General features: G+C 59.1%; 11 protein-coding genes and 1 pseudogene. 10 read left to right on the top strand and 2 right to left on the bottom strand.

Annotated features, from left to right (window positions below; genetic code table 11):
- Positions 1-41: 41 nt before the first annotated feature.
- The gene (locus HWQ14_RS16525) at positions 42-707 is read left to right on the top strand and encodes a MarC family NAAT transporter (RefSeq protein WP_176610342.1); all 666 of its coding nucleotides are present in this window, start codon (positions 42-44) and stop codon (positions 705-707) included.
- Between the two features lie 44 nt (positions 708-751).
- On the opposite strand, the gene HWQ14_RS16520 is transcribed toward HWQ14_RS16525, so the two are convergent.
- Positions 752-1948 carry a sugar transporter gene (locus HWQ14_RS16520; RefSeq protein ID WP_176610341.1) on the bottom strand — a complete coding sequence of 399 codons (1197 nt, stop codon included), beginning with the start codon at positions 1946-1948 and terminating at the stop codon, positions 752-754.
- A 184-nt stretch (positions 1949-2132) separates the two neighbouring features.
- Here HWQ14_RS16520 and HWQ14_RS16515 point away from each other — a divergent pair, with 184 nt between their 5' ends.
- Positions 2133-2912 (top strand): PhzF family phenazine biosynthesis protein, encoded by a 780-nt coding sequence (locus HWQ14_RS16515; RefSeq protein ID WP_245166468.1) that lies wholly within the window; start codon positions 2133-2135, stop codon positions 2910-2912.
- Positions 2913-2935: 23 nt separating this feature from the next.
- Positions 2936-3757: a PhzF family phenazine biosynthesis protein gene (locus tag HWQ14_RS16510; RefSeq protein ID WP_176610340.1), complete on the top strand. Its 822-nt coding sequence runs from the start codon at positions 2936-2938 to the stop codon at positions 3755-3757.
- Here the strand turns inward: HWQ14_RS16510 and ptrR are convergent.
- A pseudogene (ptrR, locus tag HWQ14_RS16505) lies at positions 3752-4631 on the bottom strand (putrescine utilization regulator PtrR). The gene HWQ14_RS16510 and the pseudogene ptrR overlap by 6 nt on opposite strands.
- Positions 4632-4730: 99 nt before the next feature.
- On the opposite strand from ptrR, the gene sad reads away from it, so the two are divergent.
- The 7 genes from sad to HWQ14_RS16470 all read left to right on the top strand — a co-directional run bounded on the left by sad (position 4731) and on the right by HWQ14_RS16470 (position 12384).
- The gene (sad, locus tag HWQ14_RS16500) at positions 4731-6113 is read left to right on the top strand and encodes a succinate-semialdehyde dehydrogenase (protein ID WP_176610339.1); all 1383 of its coding nucleotides are present in this window, start codon (positions 4731-4733) and stop codon (positions 6111-6113) included.
- A gap of 127 nt (positions 6114-6240) precedes the next feature.
- The gene (locus HWQ14_RS16495) at positions 6241-7830 is read left to right on the top strand and encodes a methyl-accepting chemotaxis protein (RefSeq protein WP_176611217.1); all 1590 of its coding nucleotides are present in this window, start codon (positions 6241-6243) and stop codon (positions 7828-7830) included.
- Between the two features lie 62 nt (positions 7831-7892).
- The gene (gene glsB / locus HWQ14_RS16490; RefSeq protein WP_148419531.1) at positions 7893-8819 is read left to right on the top strand and encodes a glutaminase B; all 927 of its coding nucleotides are present in this window, start codon (positions 7893-7895) and stop codon (positions 8817-8819) included.
- On the top strand, positions 8819-9181 hold the full coding sequence (locus HWQ14_RS16485; protein WP_176610338.1) for a DUF4186 domain-containing protein: 363 nt from the start codon (positions 8819-8821) through the stop codon (positions 9179-9181). Before glsB ends, HWQ14_RS16485 begins: the two co-directional genes overlap by 1 nt.
- Before the next feature lie 58 nt (positions 9182-9239).
- Entirely contained in the window at positions 9240-10205 is a 966-nt protein-coding gene (locus HWQ14_RS16480) for a sensor domain-containing diguanylate cyclase (protein ID WP_176610337.1), read from the top strand.
- A gap of 82 nt (positions 10206-10287) precedes the next feature.
- Positions 10288-10815, top strand: coding sequence for a GNAT family N-acetyltransferase (locus HWQ14_RS16475; RefSeq protein ID WP_176610336.1), 528 nt, complete (start codon positions 10288-10290; stop codon positions 10813-10815).
- Between the two features lie 117 nt (positions 10816-10932).
- A complete protein-coding gene (locus HWQ14_RS16470) occupies positions 10933-12384 on the top strand; it encodes a tagaturonate reductase (protein ID WP_176610335.1) in 1452 nt (483 codons plus the stop codon).
- Positions 12385-12575 lie beyond the last annotated feature (191 nt).

Here is a 12575-nt window from a genome sequence, read left to right as displayed (position 1 = left end):
ATAATTGCGGAGTTGATTAAGGATAAGGGCAGCGATGCATTATGTTGGATTTGATTAAAGCAATTGGTCTTGGGCTGGTGGTATTGCTGCCGCTGGCAAACCCGTTAACCACGGTGGCGCTCTTTCTGGGCCTGGCGGGGAACATGAACAGCGCGGAGCGCAACCAGCAGTCGAGGATGGCGGCCGTGTACGTTTTTGCCATCATGATGGTGGCCTATTACGCCGGGCAGCTGGTCATGAATACCTTTGGTATTTCCATCCCCGGGTTGCGGATAGCGGGTGGGCTGATTGTGGCCTTTATCGGTTTCCGGATGCTGTTCCCGGCGCAAAAAGCGCATGAATCGCCGGAAGCTAAGAGTAAATCCGAGGAGCTTGAAAGCGAACCGAGCGCCAACATCGCCTTCGTGCCGTTAGCCATGCCGAGCACGGCTGGCCCGGGCACGATTGCGATGATCATCAGCTCCGCCTCAACGGTGCGCGACGGCTCAACCTTCCCGGACTGGGTTATCACCGTTGCACCGCCGATTATTTTCGCACTGATTGCGGTTATCGTCTGGGGGTCGCTGCGCAGTTCCGGAGCCATTATGCGCTGGGTAGGCAAGGGCGGTATTGAGGCCATCTCCCGCCTGATGGGCTTCCTGCTGGTGTGTATGGGCGTGCAGTTTATTATTAACGGCGTGCTGGAGATTATTAAGACCTATCACTGATGCTGTTGCCGGGTAAGGCGAAGCCGCCACCCGGCACGTCAAACTTAACCGTGGCTGGTCTGTTCTTCCATCGCGACCGGCCATTTACGGAAGATAAGCACCGACCAGATGAGCGCAATCAGCGCCGGGATGGCGCCAAGGTAGCCAATGGCCGACATCGACACGTGCAGGCTGATCTGATTCCCCACCAGCGCACCGGCACCAATTCCCAGATTAAAAATTCCCGAGAACAGCGACATCGCCACGTCCGTTGCGTCCGGCGCCAGCGCCAGCACCTTCACCTGCATCCCCAGCCCGATAATCATGATCGCCACGCCCCAGAACAGGCTGAGGATCGCCAGATGACTTTCGCTGCCCGCCGCAGGCATCAGCAGCAGCAGACACGCCAGCAGCAGGCCAATCGCGCTGCTCACCAGGGCAGAAGCGTGCTGGTTGCCGAGCTTGCCGAACAGGATGCTGCCGATAATGCCCGCGCCGCCCAGCAGCAGCAGGAGAACGGTGGCGAAATTTGCGCTAAAGCCCGCCACAACCTGTACGAACGGTTCGATATAGCTGTAAGCCGTGTAATGGGCGGTCACCACGATGACGGTCAGCAGATAGATGCTCATCAGGGCCGGGCGGCGAACCAGTAGCGGCAGGCTTTTCAGCGAGCCGGAGTGTTCGCTCGGCAGCGCGGGCAGCAGCTTAATGAGGCACACCAGCGTAACCAGCGCCCCCATGCCGATGGCAAAGAAGGTGGTGCGCCAGCCGAAATATTGCCCCACGATGCGTCCTATCGGCAGGCCCAGCACCATCGCCAGCGCCGTGCCGGTGGCGATCAGGCTCAGCGCCTGGGCGCGCTTCCCCGCGGGAGCCAGACGAATGGCGAGCGACGCGGTGATCGACCAGAAAATGGCATGGGCAAACGCAATGCCCACGCGGCTAATAACCAGCACCGTAAAGTTCCAGGCCATAAACGACAGCACGTGGCTGGCAATAAACACCACAAACAGCCCAATCAGCAGCCTGCGCCGTTCCATCTGGCTGGTCAGCAGCATAAACGGCAGAGACATCAGCGCCACTACCCAGGCGTAGATGGTTAACATAATGCCCACCTGCGCCGTTTCCATGTTGAAGCTGGCTGCAATGTCGGACAGCAGCCCAACCGGAACAAATTCCGTGGTGTTGAAAATGAACGCCGCGATGGCGAGCGTGACCACGCGCAGCCACGCGACCCTGCGGGAAACCGTGTGTGTTGTCATAGGGATATCTGGGATTCGTTGCCTGAAAGATGAGGAGACGATCTTAAGGCCTTAAACGGCGAAAACTCAACCGTTATGTGATGTAAATCACAAAATTTACCTTCATGCAGCGGTAGCGAAGGCGGGTGTTTTCCCTGAAGATAAAGGTTACACAGCAAAAACAGGCGGCAGGACAATGTAGGAGATTGATTTTTATCTGGTGGATGCCTTCAGCGCGTCCTCCTTCGGCGGCAACCCGGCGGCGGTTTGTCCGCTCGACGCGTGGCTCCCGGACGAGACCTTGCTGCAAATGGCGCAGCAGCATAACCAGTCGGAAACCGCGTTTTTCGTGTGCACGAAAGGGGGAATTGAGCTGCGCTGGTTTACCACGCTCGCCGAGGTCAGTCTCTGCGGACACGCGACGCTTGCCGCGGCGTACGTACTGTTTAACGAGCTGGATTACCCGGACACACGCATTCATTTTGATACCGCCTCCGGGCGCCTCACCGTCAGCCGTGAGGGCGACTGGATGACGCTGGATTTCCCGGCCTGCCCGACGCGGGCGCAGACGCCGCCGCCGGAGATGCTCTCCGCGCTCGGCATCAGCCGCTGCGTCGATGCCCGGAAAGGGCGGGCCTGGGTGCTGGTTCTGGAAAACCGCGAGCAGGTTGAAGCCGTTACGCCGGATTTCTCAGCCATGATCCCGGGCGAGCATAAGGTGGCCGTCACCGCGCGGGGCGAGGGGGAATATGACTTTGTCAGCCGCTTCTTCTCGCCGGGCGTTGCCGTACCGGAAGATCCTGTCACCGGCTCCGCGCACACCATGCTTATACCCTACTGGAGCGAGAGGCTCGGTAAAACGGAGCTGTTTGCGCGTCAGGTTTCCGCCCGTGGGGGAGACGTACGCTGCACGCTCAGAGGCGACCGGGTGCTGATGGGCGGACAGGCGTCGCTGTATCTGAAGGGCACCGTATTTCTGCGCTGAAAACGAATAAGAGAGGTAAGACGATGCAGGAAATTGACTTTTATCTGGTAGACGCCTTTAGCGACAGGGCGTTCGGCGGCAATGCGGCGGCTGTCTGCCCGCTGGAAGCGTGGCTTCCTGATGAGACGCTGCTGAAGATGGCAAAGCAGCACAATCAGTCGGAAACGGCGTTTTTCGTGCGCACGGATGAGGGCTTTGAGCTGCGCTGGTTTACCACGCAGGATGAGATAAACCTCTGCGGACATGCCACCCTGGCGGCCTCCCATGTGATATTCGAATACCTGGATTATCCGCACACGGAGATCGTGTTTACCACGCGCTTTGTCGGTGAGCTGACGGTAAAACGCAGCGGCGACTGGCTGACGCTAAATTTCCCGGCGTGGTCAGCCGACGTTGTTGATCGTCCACCGGCGGCGCTGTTCAGCGCGCTGGGCATTAGCGGGGCAAAAGAGGTGCGAGCAGGGCGAGATTACATGGTGGTGCTCGAAAGCCAGCAGCAGGTTGAGTCCCTTACGCCGGATATCCCGGCGATGCTTCCGCTGGGCAAAATGGTCTGCGTGACGGCCAAGGGAGACGACTATGATTTCGTCAGCCGCTTCTTCTGCCCGGGCGAAGGGGTGCCGGAAGATCCGGTAACGGGATCAACCCACAGCATGCTGATCCCGTACTGGAGCGAAAAGCTTGGCAAAACGCAGATGTTGGCCCGCCAGGTCTCCTTGCGTGGCGGGGATCTGCGCTGCGAGCTGAAGGGCGACCGCGTGCTGATTGGCGGCCAGGCCACGCTGTATATGAAGGGTAAAATTTTCCTTCGTCTCCAGGATTACGCTCAGTATGAAACGCTATGATGCGGGGATCGCGGCCTGACGTTCGTTCAGCAGCGCGATAAATGCCTCAAGCTGGCGGGTCATCGCCCCCCCGACGCCACACCAGCCAGGTGGTAAGCCAGCGCCAGTTTTCCGCCAGCGGCCACGCCGCCACCTGATGGTGCCCCGGCATGCTCTCCAGCATCGAGCGGGGCATCAGCGCAATGCCGGCTCCGGCAATCACGCAGGCGAGCATCCCGTGGTAGGACTCCATCTCGTGAATACGCCCCGGCGTTACGCGGTCGGCATGAAACCAGCTTTCGAGATGCCGACGGTAAGAGCAGTTGGCGCGAAAGGCGTAAACGTCGCAGCCGCTCACCTGCGTGGCTTTTGACACTTCCGAGTGTCCCGCAGGCGTAACCAGCATCATCTCTTCCCGGTAAACCGGCATGCCCTCCAGCTCCGGATGCGAGAGCGGCCCGTCGACAAACGCGGCGCTGAGCGTCCCCTCCAGCACGCCGTCAATCATCGTCCCGGATGGGCCGGTGGAGAGCGCAAACTGTATGCGCGGATAGCGCTGGTTAAACCGCGCCAGCGTTTCCGGAATGCGCACGGCGGCGGTACTTTCCAGCGCGCCGAGAGAAAACAGCCCCTGCGGTTCATCGCCGGCGACCACCATGCGCGCCTCGTCCACCAGGGCCAGGATCTGTTTGCTGTAGCGCAAGAAGTTGTGCCCGGCGGGCGAAAGCCGCAGCCGCTGATTCTCGCGGATGAACAGCGCCACGCCGAGGTCCGCTTCAAGCTGACGAATGCGGGTGGTCAGGTTTGACGGTACGCGATGCACCTTCTGCGCCGCCTGGGTAATGCTGCCCGTCAGCGCGACGGCGTTAAACATCTCAAGCTGTGTTAGGTCCATGCCATTCTCGATTCGTGAAAAAGGTGGTAAATATTATTCATTTTTAAGAAATAGCAGAGTGGGCCACAATGAATCAACCGTTATTACGTGGAGAACATCATGAACTATTCGCCTGCAACCCATGCCCTCTCTGTAAACCCGGCGACCGGCGAAACGCTGGCAGCCCGTCCGTGGGCAACGGCTCAGGAGGTTGATAACGCGATTGCCCAAGCGGATACCGCTTTTCGCGGGTGGCGACGCGAGAGCGTGGCGCACCGGGCGCAGAAGCTGCGCGACCTCGGTGCGGCGCTGCGTAACCGCGCGGAGGAGATGGCGCAGACTATCTCCCGGGAGATGGGCAAGCCGATTGCCCAGGCGCGTGCGGAGGTCGCCAAGTCCGCCAGCCTTTGTGACTGGTATGCAGAACACGGCCCGGCGATGCTGAGCCCTGAATCTACCCAAGTCGAAAACGCCGTTATTGAATATCGTCCGCTGGGGCCGATTCTGGCGGTGATGCCCTGGAACTTTCCGCTCTGGCAGGTGCTGCGCGGCGCGGTGCCGGTCCTGCTGGCGGGGAATAGCTATCTGCTTAAACATGCCCCAAACGTGCTCGGCTCGGCGGCGCTGATTGGGCAGCTGTTCGCGGATGCTGGTTTCCCGGCGGGTGTCTTTGGCTGGGTGAACGCCACCAATGACGGGGTAAGCCAGGCGATTAACGATCGCCGTATCGCCGCGGTGACGGTCACCGGCAGCGTGCGGGCAGGGGCGGCGATTGGCGCCCAGGCAGGCGCGGCGCTGAAGAAATGCGTGCTTGAGCTTGGCGGCTCCGATCCGTTTATCGTCCTCCACGATGCCGATCTGGATCTGGCCGTTAACGCTGCCGTGGCCGGACGTTATCAGAATACCGGGCAGGTTTGCGCCGCGGCGAAACGCTTTATTGTGGAAGCAGGTGTTGCGCAAGAGTTTACCCGTCGCTTCGTTGAGGCGGTAGCGGCGCTCAAAATGGGCGCGCCGGATGAGGAAGAGACCTACCTCGGCCCGATGGCGCGTTTCGACCTGCGCGACGAACTTCACCAGCAGGTGCAGGCGACGCTGGCGGAAGGGGCAACGCTGCTGCTTGGCGGGGAGAAGGTTGCCGGCGCAGGTAACTATTATGCGCCAACGGTGCTCGGCGACGTCACGCCGGAGATGACGGCCTTCCGCCAGGAGCTGTTTGGTCCGGTGGCCGCTATTATCGTGGCGAAGGACCCTGCCCACGCCCTGCATCTGGCAAACGACAGCGACTTTGGCTTATCCGCGACGGTCTTTACCGCGAACGAGGCGCTGGCCGAGACGTTCTCCCGCGAGCTGGAGTGCGGCGGGGTGTTTATCAACGGCTACAGCGCCAGCGATGCGCGCGTGGCGTTTGGCGGCGTGAAGAAGAGCGGCTTCGGGCGGGAGCTTTCTCATTTTGGCCTGCATGAGTTTTGTAACGTGCAGACGGTGTGGAAGGATCGCGTCTAGTTTTCAGGCCGGGTGTGGCAGGGCTGCCCCCCGGCGCTCAACAACCCCTGTCATTATTCTGCAATGGTTCTGTCATTTTCGTTTCGTAGACTCGCTCGCGTCTAACGCATTGTTATAGAAGAAAATGATGAACCTAACGCAAATTTTCCGCCGTGTTGCGCCGCGCATTATTCCCCGTCAGTTTGGCCTGCTGACCGGCATCTTTTGTATTATTGGCCTTTTCTCCGCCCTGCAGCTCTCGTCCTCCATTCTGCTTACCGCCTCCCTGAATCAGGCCCAGCGTAACGAACAGCGCAATCAGCTGGCCTTGCAGCAGCAGGGGAAGCTGGATCAGGCGCGCGTCACCCTGCTGGCGGCAAGCGACCTGCTTAACCGCTCCGGCGTGTACTTCATGCAGGATAAAGAGACCGGCTCGGAAGGGAGCTGGCATAGCCTGATGGACGAGGCGCAAAAATCGCTGGCGGCTTCTCAGCAGGCGTGGAAAGCCTGGCTCGCGCTTAATCCTCCCCGGGACGAGGCGCTGGTGAATAGCTACCAGCTGTTCTACGGCGCGATAAGCGAGCAGGCGGAAGGACTTGTAAAAACGAACAGCATCGATCTCTTTTTCGCCGTGCCAGCCCAGGCCTTTCAGACCGATTTTAACGACAATTATGCCCGCTACCAGCTTCAGAGCGAGACGCGGGCGGCAAAGGGCCGTCAGTCGCTGATGGACCAGCTTTCGGGTCTTCAACGGCTGTTCCTGTTTGCCCCGCTGGTGCTGCTGGGTATTGCCATCGCCGTCTGGTTCGGGATGGCGAAGTGGGTAATAACCCCGCTGCGCCGCCTGATTGCGCATATTAATCTGCTTGCGGCAGGGGACCTGTCAGGCACCCCGCCCGACGTGGTGCGTTTCAACCGGGAGATAGGCCAGCTCAGCGACAGTATTACCGCCATGCAGTACGGGCTTCAGCAGCTGGTGACGCAGGTCAGCGAGGCCACCACCGCCATGGTGGAAAATATCGGATCGCTTGCGCAGGGGAATCAGAAGCTTTATCAGCAGTCGGCGCGGCAGGCCAAAGAGCTGGAGGACGTCACCGCGCATATTGCCGATCTTGAAACCCACGTTGAGGGGAATACGGGCTATGCAAAACTCGCCAGCACGCGCGCCGATGATGCCCGCCAGGCCGCCGCCGGCGGAGAGCAAATGATGTCTGCCGTGAATGGGTCTATGCAGACGATCGTCGACCGATCCGCCGAGATGCGCGGGATCGTCGCGATGATCGACAGCGTGGCGTTTCAGACCAACATTCTGGCCCTCAACGCGGCCATTGAAGCCGCCCATGCGGGGGAGCAGGGGCGCGGGTTTGCGGTGGTGGCGCGGGAAGTAGGGCTGCTTGCCAGAAAAAGCAGCCATTCCACGCAAACCATCCAGGCGCTGATTAACCACTCGCTGCAGGGCATTGAGGAGGGCTCTAAGGTCGTAAATCGTCTGGAGGATAACCTGCACCAGGTTACCGGCCTGGTGGCGAACTTAAGCAGCCTGCTGAACGATATTTCTATGGCTACCCTGAATCAGGGGGAAAGCATTCATCAGATGACGCGTCAGCTCCAGGGGCTGAACCAGGTTTCGCGTCAGACGGATATGCTGGTGGCTGAAGCGTCAAGGGCATCGGAACGCCTGCATCAGGAGTCGGATCTTTTGCTGCAGGCCGTCTCGCGTTTTCGCCTCCCTGCCTGACGCGACATATAAGCCTCTGTTATACTCGCAGCCCGTTTTAGCCTGAGGGCAAGGAGCAAAGTGTGGCTGCGGTCATTCATAATGAGATGCTGGACGATATTCTGGCGCAGGTTCGTCCATTACTGGGGCAGGGTAAGGTTGCCGATTACATTCCCGCGCTGGCCTCGGTCAGCGGTAACAAGCTCGGCATCGCCATTTGTACGATAGACGGTCAGCGTTTCCAGGCGGGAGACGCGCTGGAGCGTTTTTCCATTCAGTCGATCTCAAAGGTGCTTAGCCTGGTTGCCGCCATGCGCCAGTATGACGAGCAGGAGATCTGGCAGCGGGTAGGCAAAGATCCCTCCGGCCAGCCGTTTAACTCCCTTCTTCAGCTCGAAATTGAGCAGGGCAAGCCGCGAAACCCCTTTATTAATGCCGGAGCGCTGGTGGTGTGCGATATGCTGCAAAGCCGGCTGAGCGCGCCGCGCCAGCGGATGCTTGAAATTGTGCGTCAGCTTTCCGGGGTGCAGGACATCGCCTACGATCCGGTGGTGGCGCGCTCTGAGTTTGAACACTCCGCGCGTAACGCCGCCATTGCCTGGCTGATGAAGTCTTTCGGCAATTTTCATAACGACGTCGCCACGGTTCTGCAAAACTATTTCCACTACTGCGCGCTGAAGATGAACTGCGTTGAGCTGGCGCAGACCTTCCTTTTCCTCGCGCATCAGGGCCACGCCCCGCACCTGGCCGAGGACGTTGTCTCCCCGATGCAGGCCCGTCAGATTAACGCCCTGATGGCGACCAGCGGGATGTATCAGAATGCCGGGGAATTTGCCTGGCGCGTGGGGCTTCCGGCTAAATCCGGCGTAGGCGGCGGGGTTGTGGCCATCGTTCCGCACGAGATGGCCATTGCCGTCTGGAGCCCGGAGCTGGATGAGACGGGAAATTCACTGGCAGGCGTGGCGGCGCTGGAGCAGCTCACAAAACGTCTGGGACGTTCCGTATACTGATGTCAACGTTAGATCCTTTATTCGCGCGCCTGGCCCGCTCCACGTTCCGCTCGCGCTTTCGTTTAGGTCCGAAAGAGCGGCAATACTGCTGGGATAAAGGCGTGGAAACTATCGATCGTCATGCCGCCGATTTTGTCGAAAAGCGGCTGGCGCCTGCGCACCCGTTGAATGACGGCAAGCAGACGCCGATGCGCGGCCATCCGGTCTTTATCGCCCAGCACGCCACGGCAACCTGCTGTCGGGGCTGTCTGGCCAAATGGCATGCCATCCCGCAGGGCGTGCCGCTGAATGCGCAGCAACAGCAGTATATCGTTAACGTTATTCATCACTGGCTGGTCATCGAGGTAAATCGTGCCGGATGAACTGACAATGTCTCTGTTTAAGCTACGCTTTTACTAATGCTCAGCGTCAGGAGACGTTATGAAAGCACCTGCAATACCTGTTAATGAAACCGAGCGTCTGAACGCTCTGCGCGAGTCCGGCCTGCTTGAACTCGAGGGTTATCCCGCGTTCGACAGGCTCACGCGGCTGGCGAAACGCTTTTTCAAGGTGCCGCTGGCGATGATCACCCTGGTGGACGATCGTTCCGTGGTCGTGAAATCGGCTGACGGCCAGGTATCCGGCAGCCAGCCACGGGAGCTCTCCTTTTGCGGCCATGCCATCCTGAGCGAAGCACCGCTGGTGGTTGAGGATGCGCGGCTTGACGAGCGCTTTGCGGATAACCCGCAGGTGACGGGAGAGCCAGGCGTGCGCTTTTATGCCGGTTTCCCGCTCCGCCTGCGTGACGGTTCGAGCGTCGGTTCGCTGTGCCTGATTGATTACGCGCCCCGCGAATTTACGGCAGGCGATTCCGCCGCGCTGGCCGATCTCAGCGCGCTGGCAGAAGACGAGTTTGCGGCAGTAAGCGCGTCCACAACCGATGAGCTGACGGGGCTGTTTAACCGTCGCGGGTTTAACCAGTTTGCGCGCTTTGCATTATCCGTGGCGCGGCGTCGGGCGGAACCCTTAACGCTGGGCTGGCTGGATCTGGACCAGTTCAAGGCGATCAACGATCGCTTCGGGCACCAGGAGGGCGACAAGGCGCTGAAAGCGATGGCCGCCCTGATGCGTTCCTCCTTCCGCGAGGCCGATCTGCTGGTGCGCTACGGCGGGGACGAGTTCGCGGTACTGTTCGCGGATACCGATGAGCCCGGGGCGTGGATTGCCATGCAGTATCTCGTTGAGCAAACGGAAAGCTATAACGCGCGCCAGCTGCATCCGTGGTCGCTGCAGTTCTCCTGGGGGCTGAGCGAGTTTGATCATACCCGGAACGATATGCAGGCGTGGTTAAAACAGGCCGATGAGGCGATGTACGCCATGAAGAAACAGCACCATGGTGAAGGATGACATAACAAAATCCTATGCCTGCGCAAGTTGCGTTGCAAAAATGTTAATAGCATAGTGGAGAGATTCACTCAGAGGAACAACGATGAACTCTCCCATGCTTATTAAACCTCTCTCCCGGCAGGACATTCTTTCCCACATTGATGCGCTAACCGATATCCTCGTCAACTGCGTTAACGGCGGCGCATCCGTCAGCTTTATGCTGCCTTTTACCTCCGATAAAGGCCACGTTTTCTGGCGTGGAATTGCCGACAGCGTGGGGCGCGGTGAACGTACCGTGCTGGGCTGTTTCGATGAGGCACTGGGCCTGATCGGAACGGTACAGCTCATCACCGATCAGCCTGAAAATCAGCCGCACCGCGCAGATGTGGCAAAACTTCTGGTTCATGAAAAGGCGCGTCGCAGAGGGGCTGCAATGGCGCTTATGGAAGCGCTGGAAGCCGCTGCGCGCGAGAAGGTGCTTTCGGTGCTGGTGCTTGATACGGCGACCGGCAGCGGCGCAGAGACGTTTTATCAGCGTGCAGGCTGGCAAAAGGTTGGGGAGATCCCGCGCTATGCGCTGATGCCGGGCGGGGAAATGGCTTCTACCTCGGTGTTTTATAAGTTTTTGTGATTAATTTTCACAATAGCGGTATGAGTTGATCCAGATAGGGGTTCTGGTTGTTAAGTTTTGATAAGTTATTACACCAATCTTATCAGGCTGTATGACTAATCATAAAGGACCCCCATTGTGAACACACTCAACCGTCGTGATTTCCCCGGTGCGCGCTATCCCGAACGTATCATCCAGTTTGGCGAAGGTAACTTCCTTCGCGCGTTCGTTGACTGGCAAATTGACCTGTTAAACGAGCATACGGATCTCAATTCCGGCGTGGTGATAGTTCGCCCGATCCAGAGCGATTTCCCGCCGTCGCTGAGCACCCAGGACGGGCTCTACACCACCATTATTCGCGGCCTGAACGAGCTGGGGGAAGCGGTAAGCGACGCGCGCCTTATTCGCTCCGTGAACCGCGAAATCAGCGTCTACAGCCAGTACGATGAATTTCTCAGGCTCGCCCATAACCCGGACATGCGGTTTGTTTTCTCCAACACGACGGAAGCGGGCATCAGCTATCACGCGGGCGACAGGTTTGAAGATGCGCCAGCCGTCAGCTATCCGGCAAAACTGACGCGACTCCTGTTTGAGCGCTTCAGCCACTTCGATGGCGCGGCGGATAAGGGCTGGATCGTCATTCCTTGCGAACTTATCGACTACAACGGCGAAGCGCTGCGCGAGCTGGTGCTGCGCTATGCGCAGGAGTGGGCGCTGCCGGCGGCATTTATTGCGTGGCTGGACGAAGCGAATACCTTCTGCTCGACGCTCGTTGATCGCATCGTTACCGGCTATCCCCGTGATGAGGTGGCGGAGCTGGAAGCCGGATTGGGCTATCGCGACAGCTTCCTGGACACGGCCGAGCATTTCTACCTGTTTGTTATTCAGGGGCCAAAATCCCTTTCAGCGGAGCTGCGCCTTGATAAATACCCGCTCAACGTGCGGATTGTGGACGATATCAGGCCGTATAAAGAGCGTAAGGTGGCGATCCTGAACGGCGCGCATACCGCGCTGGTGCCGGTCGCGTTTCAGGCCGGGCTGGATACGGTAGGGGAAGCGATGAACGACGCGGAGATTTGCGCGTTCGTTGAAAAGGCTATCTATGAGGAGATTATTCCGGTGCTGGATCTGCCGCGCGACGAGCTGCACTCCTTTGCCAGTGCCGTAACGGGGCGTTTCCGTAACCCGTACATCAAGCACCGGCTGCTGTCGATTGCGCTAAACGGGATGACCAAATACCGCACCCGTATTCTGCCGCAGCTGCTGGCAGGGCAGAAGGCGACCGGTAAACTGCCCGCTCGTCTGACCTTTGCGCTGGCGGCGCTGATTGCCTTTTACCGCGGCGAACGTAGCGGTGAAGCCTATCCGGTGCAGGATGACGCGCACTGGCTGGAACGTTATCAGCAGCTGTGGACGCAATACCATGACAAGCAGCTGAACACCCGCCAGCTGGTAGCCGCGGTGCTAAGCGTGCGCGAGCACTGGGAGCAGGATCTGACCCAGGTGAGCGGACTGGTAGAACAGGTTGCGCAGGATCTGGATGCGATTCTCCATAAAGGGATGCGCGAGGCGGTAAAACCGCTCTGCTGATATCATCGCCCGGCGCTTGCCGGGTTTTAAATGCGCTCTTATTAGTTACAACATACTATATGCCCCTTTTTTAAAAACGCTATGCGGCACCGTGCGCGTTAGGCTAAACAGGTCAGAAAATGCAATGAATAATTAACATGCTTGCAACTGTGAGGGCGATCACGTTTAATAGCCGCGCTCTTTACTTTTCT

The sequence above is a fragment of the Enterobacter cloacae genome (genome assembly GCF_013375935.1).
GTDB classification, from domain to species: Bacteria; Pseudomonadota; Gammaproteobacteria; order Enterobacterales; family Enterobacteriaceae; genus Enterobacter; species Enterobacter pasteurii.
This window is presented reverse-complemented; position numbering and strand designations above follow the sequence as displayed.

Bases quoted from the DNA above. Each gene is read 5' to 3' on its own strand.
- HWQ14_RS16525 (WP_176610342.1), top strand. From the start codon at position 42: ATGTTGGATTTGATTAAAGCAATTGGTCTTGGGCTGGTGGTATTGCTG.
- HWQ14_RS16520 (WP_176610341.1), bottom strand. From the start codon at position 1,948: ATGACAACACACACGGTTTCCCGCAGGGTCGCGTGGCTGCGCGTGGTC.
- HWQ14_RS16510 (WP_176610340.1), top strand. From the start codon at position 2,936: ATGCAGGAAATTGACTTTTATCTGGTAGACGCCTTTAGCGACAGGGCG.
- sad (WP_176610339.1), top strand. From the start codon at position 4,731: ATGAACTATTCGCCTGCAACCCATGCCCTCTCTGTAAACCCGGCGACC.
- HWQ14_RS16495 (WP_176611217.1), top strand. From the start codon at position 6,241: ATGAACCTAACGCAAATTTTCCGCCGTGTTGCGCCGCGCATTATTCCC.
- HWQ14_RS16485 (WP_176610338.1), top strand. From the start codon at position 8,819: ATGTCAACGTTAGATCCTTTATTCGCGCGCCTGGCCCGCTCCACGTTC.
- HWQ14_RS16480 (WP_176610337.1), top strand. From the start codon at position 9,240: ATGAAAGCACCTGCAATACCTGTTAATGAAACCGAGCGTCTGAACGCT.
- HWQ14_RS16475 (WP_176610336.1), top strand. From the start codon at position 10,288: ATGAACTCTCCCATGCTTATTAAACCTCTCTCCCGGCAGGACATTCTT.